General features: G+C 40.7%; 28 protein-coding genes. All 28 read right to left on the reverse strand.

Annotation, left to right across the window (positions count from 1 at the left end; genetic code table 11):
• Window positions 1-92: 92 nt before the first annotated feature.
• The 28 genes from AOQ32_RS07415 to AOQ32_RS07545 all read right to left on the reverse strand — a co-directional run bounded on the left by AOQ32_RS07415 (window position 93) and on the right by AOQ32_RS07545 (window position 21,481).
• Complete coding sequence (locus AOQ32_RS07415) at window positions 93-362, reverse strand: hypothetical protein (protein ID WP_059394264.1); 270 nt, start codon at window positions 360-362, stop codon at window positions 93-95.
• A 15-nt stretch (window positions 363-377) separates the two neighbouring features.
• On the reverse strand, window positions 378-536 hold the full coding sequence (locus AOQ32_RS08695; RefSeq protein WP_158531884.1) for a hypothetical protein: 159 nt from the start codon (window positions 534-536) through the stop codon (window positions 378-380).
• A 281-nt stretch (window positions 537-817) separates the two neighbouring features.
• The gene (locus AOQ32_RS07420; protein ID WP_059394265.1) at window positions 818-1,723 is read right to left on the reverse strand and encodes a peptidoglycan recognition protein family protein; all 906 of its coding nucleotides are present in this window, start codon (window positions 1,721-1,723) and stop codon (window positions 818-820) included.
• Between the two features lie 12 nt (window positions 1,724-1,735).
• Complete coding sequence (locus AOQ32_RS07425; RefSeq protein ID WP_059394266.1) at window positions 1,736-2,050, reverse strand: phage holin, LLH family; 315 nt, start codon at window positions 2,048-2,050, stop codon at window positions 1,736-1,738.
• 27 nt (window positions 2,051-2,077) lie between these two features.
• Window positions 2,078-2,335, reverse strand: a complete 258-nt coding sequence (locus tag AOQ32_RS07430; protein WP_059394267.1) for a hypothetical protein — start codon at window positions 2,333-2,335, stop codon at window positions 2,078-2,080.
• An 8-nt stretch (window positions 2,336-2,343) separates the two neighbouring features.
• Window positions 2,344-2,475 (reverse strand): XkdX family protein, encoded by a 132-nt coding sequence (locus AOQ32_RS07435; RefSeq protein ID WP_083994470.1) that lies wholly within the window; start codon window positions 2,473-2,475, stop codon window positions 2,344-2,346.
• Entirely contained in the window at window positions 2,468-2,842 is a 375-nt protein-coding gene (locus AOQ32_RS07440) for a hypothetical protein (protein ID WP_059394268.1), read from the reverse strand. Before AOQ32_RS07440 ends, AOQ32_RS07435 begins: the two co-directional genes overlap by 8 nt.
• A 15-nt stretch (window positions 2,843-2,857) precedes the next feature.
• Window positions 2,858-3,430, reverse strand: coding sequence for a hypothetical protein (locus tag AOQ32_RS07445; RefSeq protein ID WP_059394269.1), 573 nt, complete (start codon window positions 3,428-3,430; stop codon window positions 2,858-2,860).
• 12 nt (window positions 3,431-3,442) lie between these two features.
• Window positions 3,443-5,266: a glycoside hydrolase family 66 protein gene (locus tag AOQ32_RS07450; protein ID WP_059394270.1), complete on the reverse strand. Its 1,824-nt coding sequence runs from the start codon at window positions 5,264-5,266 to the stop codon at window positions 3,443-3,445.
• Window positions 5,263-6,060, reverse strand: a complete 798-nt coding sequence (locus tag AOQ32_RS07455) for a hypothetical protein (protein WP_059394271.1) — start codon at window positions 6,058-6,060, stop codon at window positions 5,263-5,265. The genes AOQ32_RS07450 and AOQ32_RS07455 overlap by 4 nt, the downstream gene beginning before the upstream one ends.
• A gap of 3 nt (window positions 6,061-6,063) precedes the next feature.
• Window positions 6,064-7,980 (reverse strand): phage tail spike protein, encoded by a 1,917-nt coding sequence (locus tag AOQ32_RS07460; protein WP_059394272.1) that lies wholly within the window; start codon window positions 7,978-7,980, stop codon window positions 6,064-6,066.
• Window positions 7,980-8,699, reverse strand: a complete 720-nt coding sequence (locus AOQ32_RS07465) for a hypothetical protein (protein ID WP_059394273.1) — start codon at window positions 8,697-8,699, stop codon at window positions 7,980-7,982. The genes AOQ32_RS07460 and AOQ32_RS07465 overlap by 1 nt, the downstream gene beginning before the upstream one ends.
• The gene (locus AOQ32_RS07470) at window positions 8,696-11,686 is read right to left on the reverse strand and encodes a tape measure protein (protein ID WP_059394274.1); all 2,991 of its coding nucleotides are present in this window, start codon (window positions 11,684-11,686) and stop codon (window positions 8,696-8,698) included. The genes AOQ32_RS07465 and AOQ32_RS07470 overlap by 4 nt, the downstream gene beginning before the upstream one ends.
• The gene (locus AOQ32_RS07475) at window positions 11,686-11,985 is read right to left on the reverse strand and encodes a hypothetical protein (protein ID WP_059394275.1); all 300 of its coding nucleotides are present in this window, start codon (window positions 11,983-11,985) and stop codon (window positions 11,686-11,688) included. The genes AOQ32_RS07470 and AOQ32_RS07475 overlap by 1 nt, the downstream gene beginning before the upstream one ends.
• Window positions 11,986-12,035: 50 nt before the next feature.
• Window positions 12,036-12,443 carry a hypothetical protein gene (locus AOQ32_RS07480; protein ID WP_059394276.1) on the reverse strand — a complete coding sequence of 136 codons (408 nt, stop codon included), beginning with the start codon at window positions 12,441-12,443 and terminating at the stop codon, window positions 12,036-12,038.
• Between the two features lie 66 nt (window positions 12,444-12,509).
• Window positions 12,510-13,076, reverse strand: a complete 567-nt coding sequence (locus AOQ32_RS07485) for a phage major tail protein, TP901-1 family (protein ID WP_059394277.1) — start codon at window positions 13,074-13,076, stop codon at window positions 12,510-12,512.
• A gap of 15 nt (window positions 13,077-13,091) precedes the next feature.
• Window positions 13,092-13,472: a DUF3168 domain-containing protein gene (locus tag AOQ32_RS07490; protein ID WP_059394278.1), complete on the reverse strand. Its 381-nt coding sequence runs from the start codon at window positions 13,470-13,472 to the stop codon at window positions 13,092-13,094.
• On the reverse strand, window positions 13,469-13,852 hold the full coding sequence (locus tag AOQ32_RS07495; RefSeq protein WP_059394279.1) for an HK97-gp10 family putative phage morphogenesis protein: 384 nt from the start codon (window positions 13,850-13,852) through the stop codon (window positions 13,469-13,471). The genes AOQ32_RS07490 and AOQ32_RS07495 overlap by 4 nt, the downstream gene beginning before the upstream one ends.
• Window positions 13,839-14,111, reverse strand: coding sequence for a hypothetical protein (locus AOQ32_RS08700; protein ID WP_059394280.1), 273 nt, complete (start codon window positions 14,109-14,111; stop codon window positions 13,839-13,841). The genes AOQ32_RS07495 and AOQ32_RS08700 overlap by 14 nt, the downstream gene beginning before the upstream one ends.
• A 4-nt stretch (window positions 14,112-14,115) precedes the next feature.
• Window positions 14,116-14,445, reverse strand: a complete 330-nt coding sequence (locus AOQ32_RS07500) for a phage head-tail connector protein (RefSeq protein WP_059394281.1) — start codon at window positions 14,443-14,445, stop codon at window positions 14,116-14,118.
• 11 nt (window positions 14,446-14,456) lie between these two features.
• Complete coding sequence (locus AOQ32_RS07505; protein ID WP_059394282.1) at window positions 14,457-15,440, reverse strand: phage major capsid protein; 984 nt, start codon at window positions 15,438-15,440, stop codon at window positions 14,457-14,459.
• Between the two features lie 13 nt (window positions 15,441-15,453).
• Window positions 15,454-16,005: a DUF4355 domain-containing protein gene (locus AOQ32_RS07510; protein WP_059394283.1), complete on the reverse strand. Its 552-nt coding sequence runs from the start codon at window positions 16,003-16,005 to the stop codon at window positions 15,454-15,456.
• A gap of 164 nt (window positions 16,006-16,169) precedes the next feature.
• Window positions 16,170-17,084, reverse strand: a complete 915-nt coding sequence (locus tag AOQ32_RS07515; RefSeq protein ID WP_059394284.1) for a minor capsid protein — start codon at window positions 17,082-17,084, stop codon at window positions 16,170-16,172.
• Complete coding sequence (locus AOQ32_RS07520; RefSeq protein ID WP_059394285.1) at window positions 17,065-18,570, reverse strand: phage portal protein; 1,506 nt, start codon at window positions 18,568-18,570, stop codon at window positions 17,065-17,067. The genes AOQ32_RS07515 and AOQ32_RS07520 overlap by 20 nt, the downstream gene beginning before the upstream one ends.
• Window positions 18,570-19,805 (reverse strand): PBSX family phage terminase large subunit, encoded by a 1,236-nt coding sequence (locus tag AOQ32_RS07525; protein WP_059394286.1) that lies wholly within the window; start codon window positions 19,803-19,805, stop codon window positions 18,570-18,572. Before AOQ32_RS07525 ends, AOQ32_RS07520 begins: the two co-directional genes overlap by 1 nt.
• Window positions 19,802-20,632, reverse strand: coding sequence for a terminase small subunit (locus AOQ32_RS07530; RefSeq protein ID WP_059394287.1), 831 nt, complete (start codon window positions 20,630-20,632; stop codon window positions 19,802-19,804). Before AOQ32_RS07530 ends, AOQ32_RS07525 begins: the two co-directional genes overlap by 4 nt.
• 364 nt (window positions 20,633-20,996) lie before the next feature.
• Window positions 20,997-21,182: a hypothetical protein gene (locus AOQ32_RS08705; protein WP_059394289.1), complete on the reverse strand. Its 186-nt coding sequence runs from the start codon at window positions 21,180-21,182 to the stop codon at window positions 20,997-20,999.
• A gap of 20 nt (window positions 21,183-21,202) precedes the next feature.
• The gene (locus AOQ32_RS07545) at window positions 21,203-21,481 is read right to left on the reverse strand and encodes a hypothetical protein (RefSeq protein ID WP_059394290.1); all 279 of its coding nucleotides are present in this window, start codon (window positions 21,479-21,481) and stop codon (window positions 21,203-21,205) included.
• Window positions 21,482-21,600: the final 119 nt, after the last annotated feature.

The following is a 21,600-nucleotide window of genomic DNA, read 5'->3' on the forward strand; positions in this document are numbered from 1 at the left end:
ATGGAGAAGAAGTGCATATTACCATGCTTATTTATAGGCATTTCAAGCTATAATGTAGCACTTTTGTAGCACTATATATAATTATTCAAAAGCTAATCATATATTTTTACAGTTAAATTGTATTCTTTTTTCAAAAATTCGACCGCTTCAAGCACTTCATCTTTTTCGATTGCTTTATACGATTTGATTGCTCGAGAAGTGGTAGACTTTCCAAGCTTATTCCACTCGAAAAACACATTAATACCATGCTGGAATTTAGGCATAACTACACGTAGTTCGTATAGTGTATTTCGCTGCTTTTTCCAAAGTGGTTCAACCAATTTATAAATATCTCTAGCTATTCGATTGCTCTCTTCGCTCATAATACCCACATTTAATCATAATTCATCAATTAGCGATTGGCTAGGCTCTTCTGTTCGGTTCACATAATCTGCTAATTCAAAGATGGCCTGTTGATCAGTTAGTGTCTTCTTAAATTCGTCCCGCAAGAAATGAAACAGCACCTTGTCGTCACCGTTTGGCTCTTCATTGTACAAGTATACTTGACTTTCTAGAATTTCTTTAAATTCATGACGGAAAACCTCACGAAATAATTTAAATCATGTACGGTTCGCTGCGGTGCGCAACATTTGGCCGTGGTTGGCAACATTTTGTCGCAGTTGGACAATTTAGAATGTTTTTTAAAGATAGAATTTCGTCCCCTCTATTCTATTTTAAATAATAGTCGTTTTTTTAAAATAGGAGCTAACATTATATTATCTATTTTTAAAAATTTATCTTTTTTGTTGATTATGTACGCCCCAAAGGGGCTTTTTTATTAAGCATGATTCCAGAACTTGTCAGCATCAAACCAGATGATACCGTTTCCGTCCAAGAAATCAATTCCGACTGCGTTGGCGTTCTCAGAGTACTTATCAATAGTGCCACGCTGATATTCCTTCTTGAACGCTACACGTCCACCATCATTGAATGAACGTCCCTGTGGGTCGTCCAAATCTTCCAACAACTTAGTTGGAATACCATTGTCTCGCCAGGAAAATGGTTCGGCTGTCAGCTCCTGTGACCGTACCTGATAGATGCCATATTGCAATTCGCAAGTGTTATTGATAAATGAACCCTGCAACACGAAGCGGTCGCCCCCTGCTTTGAACTTATCAATGGCAGATGAACCTGTTGAGGTTGGTTGTGCAGGTTGTTCAGTTGTCGTTGATTGCGTTGGAACTGATTGGCCACCATTGTTAATGGTATTAGCTCGATCAGCAATTTCCTGCAACTTATCCTTCAACTGACCTGGGCAAGCAGTGCTAGTAAATTGCGAGTGCGGGAATAGGTTCTTATATGGTACAACTTGGCCGAAACCATACCGCTTAGCAATGTCTGCTACCAACTTAGCACTAGATTCAATCGTTGCCTGTGCGATGTCATAGTTAGGTGCTAGATTAACATTAGCGTGTTCGATTCCAATACTCGTTAGATTAGTACCCCAATCACCAGCGTGCCATGCTGTGTTATCTTCGTCAACATAGGCACGAATCTGTCCATCTTGGCCAATTCCATAGTGTGCTGATGCTTGTCGGCTGTTCCAAATTCCGGGTACTGAATCATAGTCAGTCGTGGCCATGTGGTGAATCACGATTTTATTAACTGAATTACCCTGACGTCCCTGAGTGAAATTGGGGAATGACTGGAATCCAAATGGTGTCGCTAATCCTGATACTGTCATGTGTACTCCTCCTTATTTAGTTGCAGTGGCGTTCAACTGTGCCACTGCTTGTTCGATAACTGCTGACAACTGTTCTTGTGAGAACTTTCCTGCCAGTTTGTTAGCTTCCAATCGAGTTGCTACATAATCAATGGCCTGTTGTTTCTTCTGCGTACCAGCTAGATCGCTCTTCTCAAGCAAGGCAACAGCTTGGTCTGCCCATGTTAGCAACAATTGCAAGTTTCCATTCTTAGTCTTGGTGCGCAACAAACGAATCAAAGCGTGTTCCGCTGGCGCTGCAATCGTCAATAATGTAGCCACTAGTAATAATGTGTCAGTTAGATTCATAATTTCCTCCAAATAAAAAAGCCAACGTTAGTCGGCTTTCCTGTTAATCGTTTCTAATACAGTGATACGAGTTTCGTGCTTGTCAATTCGTTCATCAATGTGGTCAATATCTGTTTGCATTAATTTAAGGGTTGAGTCCAGCCCTTTAAAGCTGTCATTCAACTTGTCCATCGTTGCCATAAGCGGCTTAATAACAACTAATTTAAGTCCGTATGATAGACCACCAATTGATGAACCAATAACAGTTACTAAACTAGCCCACTGGTCAACTGTCCAGTTCTGCATAATTTCTCCTATTCTACATAATCAATTCCAGTTACTTCTTGGAAACCTTGTTTATCCAAGTAACCAACTTTTACCCACTGTTTCAAATCATCAATTGATACAATTCCAACTGGATACCACTGCTTAGCAAAATCAAGCATTCGTATTACCTCCTTGCTTTGACAATGTTGCAATCTGTGACTTTAACGCCATATTGTCAGCTTTCTGTGCGACCAACATTTGCACAATAGATGCCATTTGTTTTTGAACGGGGTCTACCTGTTGCTTAGCATTTGCCTTTTGTTCTGCCAAGTAGTCATCAATTGACTGACCTATCCATGAGTTAGTGGATGGATTCCACACTGGATTAATCACACCGTTTGGGTCAATTGATGTTGTATTTTCTGGTTTAGTAGCGGCATAAACGGCTCGTGTGTAACTCTTAGTTGTAGCGTCAAACTCAAAGAACCATGTCTTGTTCTCATCATTACCATTTTGCAATGAATTTAAATCTTGGTTATTTTCCATTTTTGTCATTCCTCCTTACGATGGGAAGTCATCAGCGGTTGCCCAAACAGCGAATCCATATGAATAATTATCGCCACCATTGTTATCAGAAGCCTTAAGGGGACTATCAATGATATTGACATCTCCACTTGTATGAAACCTCATAATGGTCTTGGTATAACCGGCGGAAGCTATCCCATGTGATTCATATGCTGGCCTATATCCAGCTGGAATCTTCCAACCAATTGTTGTAAAAGCACCGTGGTCAGTAAGAATGCTGCCAAAAATTTGAACAACAACAATATTTCCAACTCGATAAATATGTGCATTTAATCCGTTATCCCATACGGTTACATCAGCTACTTTTTTGGAATAACCAGCACCATAAAAAACTGCATCACCAGCAGTAACCGCTAAGCCGTTCTGAAAGTTTGCCGATCCATGATTAACTAAGCCACCGCTAACTTCTAGTCCACCGCTCGTCTTGATTTGACCATTAACTGTTAAATCATTAACCGTCACATCACGCTTAGGGTCTGATAATTCGTCAAAATTATTATTGATGGTGTCGATACTATCGTTCGCCATTCCTTTGAAAATATGTTTCATTTTGTTTCCTTTCTATCTAACACCCCATACTAATGTGTAATTCTTAATTTCTGGAATTGTGAAATTGCCCCATTGGTCTTGTGATAGCTCAATAGGATCAGGATTTTCGATTGTTGCGCAATAGACGTGACTAAATTTAGAGTTAAACTTAGCCTGCTCGTTGTAAACAGGTTCAGGTAGCTTTCTGTCAGCGTTTGCGTCTTGCCAGTCGTTACCGTTTAATCCGTTTGTGTTGATAATGGACACTGATGTTATCCATTGGTCGCTGTTCTCGATAGCCGTGAACATGGATGTATTAACGTAATTTTTACTGTTCTTGTGAGTGTTCATCACGAAATAATCAGTCGGGTTTTTGATAGACAATTCCCGATGATAGGCCACCATGAAATCATATTGCTTTGGCAAATAATCAATCAAATCTTGTGACATGGAAATGTCAGAATTGGGAAAATACTCGCGACTTAACATGTGTTCACCCATTTCTAGATGACTAGCACCGCCAGCAATGATGACATCATTGGCCAATTTAACGCCATCAGTGTTGAACTGGTTGTTTGTGTTCCACCAATTTTTGTTCTTATGCATATAGGCTGGAATAATCAGCCCAATATCGTTTCGATTTGACCGCATTTGCTTAATTTTTTGAAGCAAGTCATCATAACTTTTGGCTTCAAAATCCCACTGTTCACTGTATAAATAATTTACATCTTGACTAGCAACCGCATCATATCCATAAGTTGCCACTGCATTCACGCCCAGTTGTTTACCACTACCAAAATAGTTGCGGGCATTCATCACGAAATACTTATAACCAACGTTGGCTAAGAAATTGCTATCAACTGAACCAGAATTGTAAATGTACTTTGTTCCGAAATCGCCCAACGTATCAATGTGCCAACCATCAAATGGCAATGCATTAAATACTTTCTGCCAAGCACTGAAAATCTTTGGTTTCACATCATCACTTAAAAAATTAAGAATATAGATGTCATTTTTGAACATGGGGTGTGGCAATGGGTTGACCGCCACATTTCCTGGATTTGGTGAACTGGTTGGCGAATTATATAAGAACGATGACTCGTTCCAGCCATTTTGGTTTTGATTTGTGCTTGCACCATACATTAGACCATAAGCCATTGATTTCATGTTGCGCTCATGGCACAATTCCAGATATTTTTGGATAACATCCAGTCTAGTTGGCCGATTGGCAAAATCAGTCCAATACGCTGATGGTTGGTTACGATCACCTGTGTACAGTGGGATGTCATGATACTCGAACCAGTCATAATACTGAACGTAATTGATGTGTAAGCGGTTCAGATAATCAATGATTTTCTGTTGCCCATTGGGGTCATAATTATTGTATTTCGACAAGAATCCCATAATTGGGAACACACCAGGGTTACTGTTGACGTTAACAGCAATAAAATCACTAAAAACAACATTCCCGTTGCCGTCTAAATTAGAGAACTTAACCAGATATTGGGCATTGTCGTCGCCATTTACCTGCCATTGATATTCGAAGTTATTACCATATCCATACACGACTTCTGAACCTAAATTATGCTCGTTTTTGAACTTCGTTACGAGAACCTTGGCAATGCTTTGATTCAATGTAAGGTTGAACGTAACAACATCATTTGGGTTATAAATAGCCTTGTCAGTTTTCAAATTTGAAAACTTATTAGCTAAATCTGCACTGTTTGTTTTTATTTCCGATTTTTTTGCAAAACCGCTCAAATCAGGCTTATTCGTTAGCACTTCATAATTAGTGATTGGATAGAAACGCTGACCATCGTCATCTTTCAAATATCCATAATCAATGTCAGCCATCATTCACCTACCTTTCCTAATTTCTCCAAATTCGCATTCGGAACATGAATCCCCTGATTAGAGTAATCAAGCGTGAATTTTAATGTCTTAATTCCATCAATTAAGTACCAGCTATTATCGTGTTGTTCTAACTCACCCAACATCTTGTAATCAAGCGGAAGAACAACCTTGATAGTGTTAGCATCTGAATAAACCACATTACTGGCTACTGATACTGGATTAGTCCCACCAAATAGACCATCTGGCTCTGTTCCGAAACCATTAGGGGCTGTTCCAATTGCCCATTCGTAGCTGAATACAGACACTGTTGGCATTCGATTCAAATTGTGCTTAATTGTCACTTCGAATCCTTGTGGCACGTACTTGGACAGCAGATTCTCAATGTTTTCAAATCGCTTGTCTAACACTTCGAACTGGCCGTATGTCTGACTGTTTCGAGCATCGATTACCTCGCTATCTTTGGTAGCGCCACTAAGAACACCAGTAAATCGACCCTCCAAATCAGTCTGCCGTTTTTCGACCTGTGACTGACGACTAGAATTACTATCAATCAATTCTTTATTGCTATGCCACTTAGTTGATAGCCATTCAACAAACAAAGCCAGCGCTTCTCGTGTATCAGTCCCCCACTGCTTCTCACGCAACCATTTAGATAGCGTTCGACTTTTGGAATCAACAACGCCATTATTAATGTCTTGCGAAAACTCATTTTCACTTGGGATATGAGTCGGGTCACGGTACTGATCGCCGTTACCAGCCTGTGGCGTGATATCCACGAAGCCATTATCATTTGCCATTTACTACTCCTTTCTTAAATACTGATTCTTAAATCTGTCAGAGTAATTATTACTCATGTCAACGTTTCCATTAATGCCGTTTACTGAACCAGAACTGGTGTACTGCCACAAATCATAAGCATGGTCTGGTGGCGTTGAACGATAGGCAGGAATCATAATTGAACCAGCACGTCCAACGTTCAAATTGAACGAATTGTACAACTGATTGGCAATGTACAGGACAATCTTGCTGTCAGGAACACCTAAGCTGTTCAACTTATTCATATAGGCCTCAACAATTCCCCGCATGTTGCTTCCTGTGACCTCTTCAACGTCAATCATATAGAATCGAGGTTGCTTGCCGTTGATTGCTTGCTGTGTCCTGTTATAGAACTCCTGTGCTTCGTTTTCAGCAATAGCGGTATTACTAGCGGTCATGTAGGAATAAACGGCGTAATTAGCGCCTAGATTGCCTAATGCTGATAGGTTTCGTTGATACTTCAAGTCAGCACGATTAGCACCGTACTGGACTCTTACAATGGCCAGCGCAAGTCCAGCACTATTGACATTATTCCAATCAATATCACCCTGGAACTCGGACACATCAATAATCACGCCATCATAGTATTGTGACTGTTGTCCTTCCAATTCATTCAGCCGCGCTTGCAAATCAGCAATCTCCTTATCTTGTTCAGGAATACGGTTGGTGACTGTCAATAGCTCCTTGATTCTGTTCTTCAAATCATTAGCGGTCTGCTGTGCGTTCTGCCGTTGTTGCTGGGCATACTGCATGGCTGCCTGATAATCCAGTTGATATTGTGATAGTGTCCGATTCTTCGTCCCAATCGTGAGTGACATCTTGTGTGGTTGCGTGATGTCTAGCTTTTTAGCCACTACTTGTAAATCTTCCACCAGACCTAAGAACTGGTCATATATTGGGTAAAAGTTACCCATTTCAAATGATTTATAAGTCTTATCTAGTAACGATATATCGACTACATCTACGGACCAAGTTAGCAAACCGACTCGCTGATTTTGCAAATAGTCCTGGCCTTTAGATTTCAAAATACTAGGAACTTTTACATCGTTCCACTCAACTGCCTTCTGAATAATTCCAAAACGTCCAATTAAGGCCGTATCGTCTAAATAGCGAATGCCATTATTGACTGATTCAATCGTTGTCTTTGGTTGAGCTGTTGCTGTATCATCACTAGACTGTTCTGTCTGTCCTTGTTCAATTGGCGAACCGATTGGAACTAGACGAGTGATAATATCTCGGACATCATACTCACGTTTAGCACTCTTTAGGTTCTTACCCAGCTTGATCGGTGTATCGATATGTTCTCCAACGCTGGCCAAGTACTCCAACACCAGTTGGCCATTTCCGTCGCGATACCAAATTAAAAAGCCGCCTAAGCGACTTACTAATTTGTCTTTGATTGTATCGAATGTATCTTGAGCATCATCTGTGTATCGATAGACATTATCTGTGCTGTTCGATACAGTCACACGCCCCAACTGGAAACGCTTATAGGACTCTACCTGCCGATTATGCTCATCGACAATCATTTGCAAGAAATCTCGAATCGTGGTGTTTTGAACCTTACGATAAACCTGCGTGCTATCGTGCAAATAAGCTAGGCAGTCCTCACATTGTAGCGTTTGCGTATGACTACCACTAAACGACCCGTCTACCTTTACCACACGTCCGTCAAAGACGACTTTACCTGTGTTGGTGTCAATCACCTTAACGAGGTTGGCAATGGCTTCTGACTGACGATAGAGGCTGTTTTGCATTGTAATCGTAAACGAGGCTGTTGATACACCATTGAACTGCATATCCAAGTCACCAGATATGGCCTTGTTGCCGTAGTTCCGTGGTTCATGAAGTACCTCACCTACTTGGTCATTAGCGTTCTTATAAACAATCACTCGATACATTAGAGCAACACCTCACTTTGGATGACAAAGCGAACTGTTGCCTTGCCCTTAATCGTCACATGATTGTTACCACGTTCAAGAGAAAAGAGATAATCCTTTGCTTTATCAGGTCCAAACTGATAGGATTGACCGTTTTTGATCACTTCAATGGCATCGCTCGCTACAACCGTTGGACTCAAACTATTTTCACCAACATTCATCAAATCGAGTTCACGTTTTCCATCAACTTCATAAGAAAACGGTTGAATGAAATCGTTAGCAAAATCAAAGGTATCCCAATCATCATAGTTATCAATGCCACTGTTGTTCTTGATGGCGAACGGGTATAGGTCAAATTCGATACTCAAAACCAACTTGTTATTAGCTTGGTCATCATCAACCTTAACGCTCTTGGCTTTTCCAACCCAATAATAGCCCTTGTCGTGGCTATCATACAAACGCTGTTCGAACGGTGTCATAATCATTCGCTTTACTTTGTTTTCGACTAGCTTACGTTCAGAATAAGACACGTTCGGCATTGTAAATTGATAAGTGATAGAACGCTGATCATAAAATCGTTCTCCAGTAATGTTTGAAAAATCAAGAATACCGTTGGCGTAGCTTAAATTCTCGGTAATAGTTTTCTCAGAAGGAGTGGGAGCATCCCGCTCGACCAAATAAAAACCTTCTTCTTTAGAGTCAAACTGACCAAATTGTATTTTTTCAACAATATCAATCATAGTTGGTTACGCCTCCTATCAGTCATAATATCTCCCAACGCTCCATCATATCCATTAGCCGTAGCCCCAATCATTTGGTTACCATTAATCGTGATGATTTGACCCTCACGAATGGCATTAACTACCTCTCGCAACAGTCCGTTGGTTGAATTATTAGCAGTCACTTCAATCTGGCTAACATTGCGGCTGGTTTGCGTTGCGTTGGCGTTCAATTGGCCGCTGAAGTTGCTCTCCAAGTCATCAGCCATACCTGATACATTGGACTGAACGTCCTTGTACGATTCTTGGAGACCTTGATTAAGACCGTCCATGATGGCATTACCAGCAGGAATCAGCAACCGAGCATCATAACTTATTGGCCCTTTGTGTTCCTTAATCCAGTCAGCAATACCACTAACGAACTTCTTGCCAGCTTCCCAGGCTGATGTAAGACCCTTGATAAATCCATCAATAATTGCTTTACCAGCGCCTAGCAAATCGATGTTCATTGCTGCGTAGATTGTATTTTTAATGCCATTCCATATAGAACCAACAATATTTACAAGTCCACCCCATACAGATTTAATGATATTGACAACCCCGTTTGCTAGTGATGAAATAACGCCAACAATAGCTCCAACAATTCCGGAAAGTACACCAACAATTCCGTTCCAAATTGAAATAGTGATATTCGCTATTCCATTCCATGAATTGCTGAATAGACTTCCAATCCAGTCTAATAGCGAACTGATTATTCCAATAATCATATTAAGAACACTACCAATAATTGACATAACACCATTAATAGCTAATCCAACAATATTTTGAATAGCTTGCCAAGCACCAGACCAATTTCCAGTCAATAGGGAAGTAAACAGATTAATTACATTTGAAATTATATTCAATGTCGTTGAAATTACTGTAACTATGATATTCCATACGTTGGTAATAACTGTCCAAATGATTGTCATTACTGCAGTAATTGTTGCTACAATGTTGTTCCAAACAGTGGTAATAATCGTCCACAATACGTTCAATACCGTCATTACAACCGCTGAAATAATATTCCAAACGCCAGTTATAATAGCCACTATCACATTCCAAATCGTTGTTGTGACAGCTACAAGAATGTTCCATGCTGCCTGTATATAGGCAACAATTAGATTAATTTGCGAGCTAACAATTGTTACTAATAAATTCCAAACACCATTAAAGATAATAACAACGACGTTCCATAACCCTGAGAAAAATCCAACTAAGAAGCTGAAATAAACCTTAATAGCGCCAACAATGACAACTACAGCTCCAACAATTGGTGCTAATGCAATACCAACAATAATAGCAATCGCTGTAAAAATAACTTTGAAAAATTCAACTAATGAATTCCACAAATTTTTAATACCATCAATAATTGGAGATATTTGTTCGATGAATCCGTTCCAAATGTTTACAGAAACATCAACAATACCGTTCCACAATCCATTAAAGAAATCAGCAACAGATTCCCATACAGATTTGGTAACGTCAACAATACTATTCCATAAATCGCTGAAGAATGACGAAATACCACTCCATGCTGTTTTTACAGAATCAACTACCGTGTTGAAAACATCAACAACAGCATTCCATACCGTGGTAGCTACATTAACGATTGACTTCCATGCCTGTGTTAGCCAACTAATAAATCCTTGCCAAACTTTCCTGCCAGTCTTAGTTTGAGTAAAGAAAAAAGCAAGCGCTGCCACTACCGCAACAATTGCAGCAATAATCCAAGTTAACGGACTTGCAGATTGTGCAACATTCAAAGCCCACTGTGCTGCTGCTGCTACTTTGCTTGTTTGAGCATATAACGCAAGAGAGGCCCGGGCCATAGCGCTTCCGCTGGAAATCATCTTCATCAGATTAACAACTGTACCAATCATTTTTAACTCAGCGAATGCAGTTTTGACTAATGATACAGTGGTGATCATAGCTTTAAAGCTAACAACTCCAGCAGTAATTCCAACGACTAATGGCATAATCCAATCTTTGTTGCTGTTAACAAAATTAACCACAGTTGAAATACTACTTCCAACTTGCTTAATCGCTCCCACAATCATTGGCATAGCGCCCTGAATCGTTGAATTAATCGTCTTGAAGCTTTCGTTTATCGAGACTTTAGCTTGATTAAAAATGCCAGCAATACCACCATTAACACCAGCAGACTTAATGCCGTTATCAATAGCTGTAATTGTGTTGGCCAGACCATTGACAACAGCGTTTCGCATGTTTGTAAATGATGTTCCAATCCCACCAGTAGCGGTACGGGCAGTGTTAGCAAATCCGCTTACACCTCCATCTAACTCAATGAACTTCTGATTCAATTGATCAGTGGTTATCTTGCCAGATTCCAACGCATTATATAGGTCTTTCTGCGCTGATTTGCCAGTAAATCCAAACGCTTTGGCTACTTCGTTCAACGCATATGGCATTGTTTCAGTCAACGTCCGCCATGACTGCATATCAACCTTACCAGCGGCTAACATTTGGCTGTACTGTTGCACACCACGACTAGCATCAGCCGCACTCGCTCCAGATGCCAAGAAAGCATCGTTCAATGCGTTGGCAGTTTCAGCACCACCCTTTGCAGAACCAGTTAAGATTGCAAAGCTCTGGGCGTTCTTCGTAATGTCTTGCAACGAAGTTGGCAGGCCATCAATACCTTTTTTCAAAAGTTTAATCGACTCTTGCGTGTCTTGGGTAGAATATCCCATCTGCTTCATCACTTTTGGATAGGCGTTCAAGGTGTCGAACCGTCCAACAGCGCTTCCAATGCTGTCTTTAACAACGTCTAATCCCTTACTAATGACTGCAAAAGCGCCAGCACCCTTAGCAATATCCATCAAGCTTGCCGTCAACTTCTTAGGTTGTTCAGCAGTCTCTTGCATGTTCCGCTTAATCTTGTCCAATGGAGCTGAGAACATATCCTTAAGACTAAATGTAGCGTTGATTGAATAGCTATCTGCCATTAATTACCTCCTTTCTTTAATTCTTGTAGCGCTTCTTCACGGGCCCTTTTAGCTCGGTCAGAAAGTTCCTTTAATTGATTAACCTTGGCCTGTTCTTTTTCGATTTCTCCAGTAATCTTATTTCGAATCTTTTTGAAATCAATAATTTGAGAAGGGTTCTTAACAACGTAATTACCGTCTTTGTCAGCTCCCTGTACTGCTCGATTTTCAAAAGCAAAATTAGTTAACAGCTCATGTTCATCAATTGAACGCAAATCATGGGCTTGCTCCCTTAAATGAAGCTCCTCCATGGTCATCATTTCAATCTGATCTATGGTAGCAGTAGGCCACACATAGAATGCCCTGCGAATTAAGCTGGAGTATTTGAGCTTGCTGTCAGGCTCTTGTCTGTCATCGCTTCTTCCATCTTCTTGTCCATGTTGTCGAACGTGTCCTTGATTGGCTTGATAATTTTGGATACCGTTGTCTTCGTCAGAGGACTTGCTACTAATAAATTTTCAACTGCTTCAAATACTTGGTCCAAGTCATCAGCGTTTTCGATATCAGCTTGCACTGTTGCTTCATCTTTCCCTGACATTGCTGACAATGCCTTAACCAAAGAGTATGGATCACCACCGACAATACCCATAACAATATTTCCCATCTTTTCGATGTTGTTTTCAAAATCGTTCTTAACAATTCCAAACGCTGCCAAGAACTTGAACGTTACTTTCAAATCATATTGGTTGCCGTTAATAGTAATAGTTGTTTGTGACATAATAAATCCCTTTCATATAGGCCGCCCCCTAAGGTACTGTGCATTTATTGGCGACATTTAGTTATTTTACTTAGATGGTGTAGTAGTTGATGAATTTGATGAAGAACCGTAATCAGGCGCTTCATCGATTGGGGCAACTTCTGTTGGATTCTTAACTGTGTCACGGAAGAAGTTCTTAACCGTGGCCACATCTACGGCTGATACCGTAGCAAGACCTTTAACCAATTCACCAGAAATTGTCAAAGTCGTCTTGATCGTAGTATTGCTGTCAACTTCTGCTGGAACTTCCCAATCAGACAAGTACCCGACGCCATATTGCGCCACATACTTACCGTTTTGAGGATCTTGAGAAAAGTCAATTTCCCATACTTCAACTTCTAGGCCCTTCTTTTGGGCATAAGCCAAAACTTGATTTGTCAAATCATCCGAAGCAATGGCCTCAATGTCGATGGTTGTCTCCAATGTTCCTGGAGAGACAATATTACCGTCCTTAGTTGCCGTTGAGTCGGCCTTACGACTGTTCTTAATCGAATGAGTCGTTTGCAAGGCCAATCGTGTTGCATTCGCCTTATCCTTATCCTGGAACAAGCGGAACATCAAGACCTTGTCTTTACCCTTAAGTGGTGTATTCATTCCTTAATCTCCTTCTTATAAATACTGAATATCAAGTTCCAGCACTCCATGCCACAACGGAATGTCCGTTGATTGGTCAGCAATCATTTGCTGGTTGGTGTTGGTCACTTGATACTTGAAATTATCTGTATGTTGATAATTGATAACTGTTGCTTGCAAATCATCCATGATATTCAGCACTTCGGAACGGTGATTAAACTCTGCATACACATCCACTTGAATGTGTGTAGTGCCTAACGTCCGTCCTTTAGTTGGAATATCTGTGTTTTGCTGATTTCCGACAAAAACAAAAGGATATGACTGGTTTTCATCCGGCAAATAGTCGAATGTGTCATATCCTTTCTTCTTCGACAGCTTAATAACTGTCTGAAATATTTCATTGTACGGGTTGCTCATTTCGCCAACCTCTTTAGCTTTGAGATGAAGCTATTTCTTTCTTTTACGAATGGTGTTCCAAGATACTTACGGGCAGTTTGATAACGGGTACCATATTCCTGATAAGCTGCATAATCAGTATTGAATGAAATCATGCCAGTGTAGTCAGTAATCGTTACTTTTTGGCTACGCTTTAATGTTCCACCTACATATCCTTTTGGCTTCTTTGACTTAACATGGTATCGCTGGCCATATCCAACAGGAACAAGTTCCAAACTCTTTCTTGCAACATTGACTGTTGATTCTTTGACAGCTTCTTTGGCTTCCTGCATCTTGCCAACTTCATCAATTCGCTTAATCAAGTCGTCAAATCCATCAAATTTTATTTCAAAATCTGCCACGATATTCCACCCCGTAAATTGTTGAAGAACGATCAGTATAGGTGCTGTTCTCAATCTTGAAATTATCGCCATCAATCACCATGTACCCTGACCGCACATTCACCTTGTTTTGGAATCGAACCGCAATTCGTCCCTGTTTGAATGAGCCAAACACTAGATTTTGGGCCTTAATGCCCATACTCGTGACATTTACTGGGTATAATTCCTGCTGCTTAACCAACTTGTCATCAATGAACTGTAATCGCTTGTTATACCGCATATAATCACCACATGATAATCTTTCCACGGTTTTGCTCGGCCATATAGCGAGAAATTGTTAAGGAATACTCGTCAAAGTCACTACTTGGATAGCTGATTGACTCTCCCTCTTGTGAATACGAAGAATAGCCCTCATTACCCAATCGGTTGAACCGAGCAAGTACTACATTCTTAACAATTGGTTCCAGCTTATCTGGGACAGACTGTTCATCTACCATCATGGCCAATTGGTCGCGAGTCATTACTTCTAGCGTTTTGATCACATAATCTTGTAAATTGTCCTTAATGCCAGCCAATGTCTTGACTGTATCAAGGACACTTGGCTTATCAGTCATTTAAGGCCTCCTTACTTTGATTCAGTAGCTGGCTTTGCCTTAGTGTTAGCCTTTGCGTTCTTGTCACTAGAGTCTGTTCCTTCTCCAGGAACGGCACCAAGCACATCATCACCAGTTGTTACGTTCAAAGTTGCAAATGCGTCTTGTCGAACTGGCAATACAGCAACGTCCATTGTCACCTTCATAGCGACCATTTCTTGCTCGAACAAGTTGATAGGTGTACCATCAGCATTCGTCAACGTTGACAATTGAGCCGACTTGTCAATTTCCACTTCCAAGTTTCCTGGCAAACCGTAGTACAAGTAGTCGAAGTTACCAAATACCAAGTCACCCTTGTTCAATACACCTTGTTGAGTGTCAACAACAGGCATGCCGTCCAATGTCTTTGCTGCTGAATCATACAACTTGTCTGGATACAATCCAGCATCCTTTTGAATAGAAGTACGCAATGCTGGGTTGTTCGTCAACGTTGACAAGAAGGCGTTACCTTGCAAGCCCTTGTCATACAGCTTGTTTTCCAATGCCAAGATATTGTCATAGTTAATGGCGCCAGTTAAATTAGATTCATTTGCCTCGGCTGCGTTAGCCAATGAATCAGCGTAAGGGGTGTTAATTCCCTTGATAACTGCCAAGTCAATTGCCTTGTCCATTTGTTCAACAATCAATGGTGTTACTTCTGCGAAAAAGTTAGAGTACGAATAGTTCAAGAATTCCTTAGACACAGGAATAATCACTGCCAACTTCTTTGCTTCCAACTTAGCTTCAATGAAAGTAGGCTTTGATGTAGCAATACGCTGTGTTTCCCCAGTCCAGTAGGCTCCGCCTACACCAGTCATGAATGAAAACTTCTTTGTTTGCTTACCCTGCATATCAATATTCTTGGCAACTTGCAAGATAGCTGATTGACCCATAATGCGGTCAATAATAGTAGTGGCCACATCTGATGGAACAGACTGAGTGGTCATCACGTTGTTAGGGTTAAATTGTTGTACCATGTTTTATTCTCCTTTATTTAATCACACGGTTTTTTTGTGCCAATTCTGAAATTGAAACAGCACCACTTAGCTTGGTAGATGAAGCGTTAGGTGTCTTCTGCTTTGAAAGTTCATCAACTCGCTTGTTGACAGAATCAGCAATCACCTTCTTGAGATAATTGATATTATTGTTGGTTGTCTCCACATCATCGCTTAGAATCAACGACACCAATTCATCCTCGTTAGGTAAGCCAGCTTCAGCCAATGTAGACTTGGCTTGAATTGAATATTCGAGTCGCTTCAATTCCTGCTCACGCTTCGACAATTCCTTGTCACGATCAGCTTGTTCTGCCTTAATTCGGTCAGCCTCTGTCATGCGGGCCAACTTCTTAGCCTTGTCTTCTCGTTCCTTTGCTTCTTCTTCCCACTTGCTGCGGGCCGTTTCAATTGCCTTGGACACTTTCTTGTCCATGAAGCTATCGAGTTCAGATTGAGACTCAAAGCTAATGCCGTCTTTCTTGGTTTCAGCTTGCTTATCTTCGTTCTGTTCTTCTACAACTTCGTTTTGTGAATCGTTGTTTTCCATTTTTTTACTCCTCCCGCACACACCTAATTGAGGGCAAAATAAAAAGACCCATACACGACTAATTGAGCCCCATACACGTCTTTAAATTCTTATTGCTATCAAATACTAGTCCGTACACGATAATTGTTATTTGAGCAGTTTTAGGACGTGTTCAGGTCGCGTTATTAATCACCTAATATTGGCATAATAGAACACATACAATTCGGGTGGAACGGGTACATATTCGTCCCAACCTCCGCTTCCGATAATTTATATGGCCCTGCTTTTGCTATGCTAATGCACGTCTGGCAAGCTCTTCGTTCATACACAATGTCGTACTTATCAATTCCTGACTGCTTGTAAGAGTCACGCTGAACGTCACCTTGTACCCTGGCCGTCTCAGTGATTAACAAGCGCCCTGATTGTGATGGCTGAACATCGAACACATCTCGAAATTCCTTGTTGAATTGGTTAGGATTCTTTCCTTGCAAAATAACCTTATTCAACGTCTCATTTAGCTTATTTTTAAGCTGTTCTGTGTTCTTCCAGATGTTTGTACTAAACGTGTAAGAACCTTCTCCAGCAAGCGAATAAGCGGCATTAACAAGTTGTTTTGCTGACTGAACGCTGTAAGCAACACTTTGCCCCAGTATTGTTGACTGGCGCTTGTATTCATCAATAGCTTGTTGCGTTAAATAATCTTCTGTACTGCTTGTTATTCGTCCATTTAATCTGTCAATTTCAAGTGACATCTCAAGCTGAAGTAACTTAAGCCGACTAACACGAATCTTAAGATTGTAGATTTTCAAATCAGCATTGGCTTGTTCTGAGAAGTCTTTGTCAGCAACATATTGCTTCACTTTGTCAACAAATCGAGTCACGTCAGTTTTATCTGCCAACTCCATCATGTCGTTCATTGTCATTCCTCGGCCTTTGGCGTAGCGAATGAAGTTACGGTTAATATCGTCGGTAATATCATTAAGCGCTTGGTCATATAGCTTGTTAAGCACTTTAAGCTGTTCACCAGAAGACTTCTTGATGTCTTCGGCATGGTCTAGTTCACGCTGCACCCAATATGATTTACTCTTCTTGTCCACCATCTACTTCATCTCCTTTATCGGAGTCGAACTTAATATTATTCATAGGATCTAACTGGTCAAATCCTTCTTTTTTCTCATTGGCTAGGTTGTTCTCTTCCGTTTTTGCATCAGTGAAATGGGTCTGGTCGTACATTGTCTTGCGTGATAACGGTACACCAGCATCTTTCAACATTTGTACTTCTTCGCTGACGGCATAAGGCAAGTTCGGTGTAAATGTGACATTGACCGGAACATAGTCAGACAAGCCACCCTTCAAGTTAGAAGTTAGTGTTCCTAACAATTCATACCGCCGACCAAGTGATCGTTTGAATGAGTTCATCGTCTGGGCGATTGCCTGTTCAAATCCAAAAATCTTATAGCGCATTGCAACGCCACTAGCATTGCCGCCGAATGATTCATCAGCCAGATTAGGCACGTTGGACATCATGAAAATATCTTTGAATAAGCGTTGTTGATAATTCTCACTAGCCGTTGAATTAAATTCTGGGTTAATGTACTTGGCATCAATACTGGTACTGTTACCTTCTCTGTCCGTTCCTGACTGCAATGCCAGAACACCATACTGCTTAATATTGTTGATGAGCTGGCTTACACCATCCTTGCCATTAGGAGCTTGAAAGTCGCCACTAATGACCAGCAATGAATTAACCACGTCAGTCATGTAGTTTGATGTGTCAGAATTAACGGCATCATAGGCATCAATCAGACTAATCACGTCCTCGTACCACCCTGTGCGGTATCGATTGCTTGAATACTCGATAATTGGCACTTGGTTGTAAAAATGAGGTGTGCTATCTGTTTCCTTCAACGCACCAACAGCATGTGTGATGTTAGCGAATGTGATAATCTCATTAGCCGTGTACAAACTGACACTGTACTGTGTCTGATTATTATCCAACGTATCAATTTCTACCATCCGAACGGCCGCCAACGGATTACGCTCAATCGTGTTGTCGTAAATCACGAACGTCTCGAATACATTAGACAGCTTAACGTTGTTGTTCGAGTTTTCATCACGATACTGCAATTCATATGCTCGTCCATACTTAGCCACGTCATACATCAGTTCGTTATCAAGTGTTTGAACATCGTTGTACTGATTAAACGTATCAATTAACTTCTGCTCGCTGTCATCTCCAACGGTGTATTTAACAGGAACGGACGTTGTGTAACCAGCAACGAACTGGGCAATAATCTTGCCGAAGTTGTGCGCTCTACGATAGTCAGCTTTATTTTCTTCCTGGCGCTTAGGACGGCTATAAATCGTTGAATTAAGTCCTTTTGAGTACTCATCCAACACTTGCAATCGTGGAATTTGATTGTCTAAAAAATGCTTGATAATCTTACCAAGCATTAGATAGTTATTATTAGTTAGGTCATCTAACGAACTGACCAGATAATTGATATTACTTGCCGTATCAAACGGGAATGACTCACCGTTCATAATCGACTTAATATCCCTTTCAAAATTATTAACTACTGCCATTACATATATCCTTTCAGCTTAGCCAAATCAGTAATATCCATTGTTTTTTGTTCCATGGCTAGCTTGTCGTTATAAATTACATAGCGGATAGCATCCATTAAGTGGTCATTCTCTTTCACTACATCGCCATTCTTTCCCCATACATAGCGGTATATTTCGCTCCTAAATGTCGGGCAGTCGTCATAGACTACGTTGAACTTATTGTTGTGAATCTTATCAGCCACCGCTTCGATACCGTTAGCTACATTCTTGTTGGCCTTAAATGCCCTAATTCCATTCTGTTTCAGGTCATAGATATGTTCTGGGTTGGCAGTATCACAATAGAAGATAATATCGCCATAGCGGTCTTGGACATCTTTAGCCACGTTGATCCAATGGTCAATCGATTTCTTACTATCAACATGCTCTTCCATCAGCGTGTATTTGCCGTCTTTAAATCCAATGACAGCAAATGCAGTCGGGTGATTGAATCCCCAATCGACACCAACCATAAATCGCTCATAGCTTTGTTCAAACGCCTTATTACGAGTAACAGTCATTGTGTCCTTGTTAAATTCAGGATAGACAGCACCTTCTCCGCTGACCCATAGCCCTTTGATATAGCGGTCATAGAACATGCCAGGCGGAACAGTGGCCTTGTAATTCTGCTTGTATCCTTCGTCCAGCATTTCGTTATCATCAAATTCAAAGTGATATGCCTGAATACCATCATGGCCAGATTTCTCAATGTAGTCTTTCAACAACCAATGTTCTGGGTTGTCAGGATTCGTGTCACAGATAACAACAGCACCCTTACCAGAACAACGGGAACGAATTTCATCAAAGACGACCTTATTACACAGACTTGCTTCATTGATATATGCACCAAATGCTGTCATACCACGAATGCGACCAATACCTGAAATTGAACCAGTCGAAGTCTGCACAATACGAACGCCCATTAATTCAAACTCGTTATACTTGTTCATCTGAATGCTGATACCCATGTTCTGCAGTTCAGCAATGATATTTCGCTGAATGTTTGCCATTGTATACCCAGCCAGAATGTACTGCGGGTTAGTCACACCAACCTCATCAGCGTTCTTCTTTGCATTGGCGACTAGCATGATAAACAACAGATTATCTAAGAATGTCTTGCCACTTCTCTTGGCCCCGTACAAGATAAGCAACTTTAATTCGCCTAAAGTACGGTTCACATCAGCAATTACTTGGTGTTGTTTTGTTGTCAACTTCATTCAACACCTCCTAAGCTATCCGCAATGCCTCGCAGCATGTCATCTTGATTGTCACCACCGCCTTGCAACTCCTTAGCCTTTGCTTCCATCAAATCTGCTTCAGCTTTGTCCTTGCGTTGTTTGTTTGATTCGGTCGAAATCTTACCATCAGCCAATAGATACTCTAACAACTTGTCACGCGCTTTATTGCGATCATGTAACTCAACAATTGGGCCATCCTTACCTACTGTAACTTTCTTGACTGCCCAGCTATCAACATTGTCACTGTCCTTAAGTGCTACCCATGACTTATGCCTGGTATATTGTTTTCCGCTTTCTTCATCAATCGCTTCAAACTCATCCGAACCCCAATCGGCGAAGTCACGAACGTCCGCCATGGCTTCTTTGGTCATACCATCAATCAACTCAAAAACGCCTATGCCTAGCTCTGCTAATCGAGCCTGACGTAGACGTTTAATTTCACTTTGAATCTGAGTATTTCTGAGTAACTTATAGCTATTGGCCATAGCAGTTTCATAGGTACAATCATAAGCATTCATATATGCTTGGGTTTGATTGGCAAGTCTCACTACCTCACTAGCAAAGCGCTTTTGCTTGTCATTAAGGTCACTCTCATCTAGCTCTTGAATTGCCGGATGCACCTCTTTTTTGTGTGCACCCTTTTCTGTTTTTGTGTGCACCCTTTTTCCATTTGGGGGTGCACCCTTATTCCAGTGACGTGTCCGCCAAGATTTAACAGTGTTTATTGTGACACCGTACTTGTCAGCAATGTCTTTATACTTCATACCAGCTAAATAATCTCGCTTAGCTTCATCACGTTTTGTCATGTCATCGCTACTCCTCCTTCCTTCTTTATTTATGTACTAAAAAAGCACCCAAGAATAGGTGCTCCATCATTGCATCAGCAATCTGCCTGCAATCCAACCATGGGCCACCGGCAAAAAGCAAATACTAATGAAAATACTGTTCCCAGTACCAAGACTGTAAATTTATATTTCATAAAATCACATCCTTTCGAGCTAAATAATATCATTGTCAGCACCTCATAAAGGAAACTGCTAGATAAGCTGCGTAGTACCTCAGACATGTTATTGTAATGGAATTCTTGCATGGTGGCTGAGGGAATCGAACCCAACTCCCAAAACAATAACTTATCTGCATACCCAATTATATCAGAAATGATAATGTTCATTATTCATATAGCCACCTCATATGCTTATGGTAATCAATCGCACCGTTTCGAAATCCAGCCCGCATATTAGCGTGGCGATAATCATGCTTGTCTGGTTGCTCATCTGTTACTGTGGCGAACTGTTTATTAACAGCAGTCGCCTGTTCCTTATGACGTTTCATTCTGACTTCTTTGTCTTCGTACATTTTGTTCCTCCAAATAAAAATTATTTAATTCCTTTTTCTTTAACTAAACGATCAACATCTGGATCATAAACTCCATATTTTCCAGCATAAAAATTGGGCTCAAACAAACTATGAGGATAATTACCACCGAATGATTCGTTATCTACATTTCCATAACTTCCTGCATAAAAAGCCCATAGCAAATATAGGGAGTTTTGTATTTTTAACCTGGTAGGATTTTCTAAGTTTTCAATCAAATACTCGATAACTTTTTCTTTTGAAGTAGCATAATCTTTTACTTCTTTTATCCTATTTGGCATAATCTTCCTCCAAATAAAAAGAACCGTTGCATAATTTGCAACAGTTCGTTATGTACACAGGGAGCTACCCTGCTGACCGTTTCAAACCGAAACAAACGGGTTAGATGCGCATGCAGCAT

This window comes from Fructobacillus tropaeoli (assembly GCF_001047135.2).
In the GTDB taxonomy this organism is placed as follows: Bacteria; Bacillota; Bacilli; order Lactobacillales; family Lactobacillaceae; genus Fructobacillus; species Fructobacillus tropaeoli.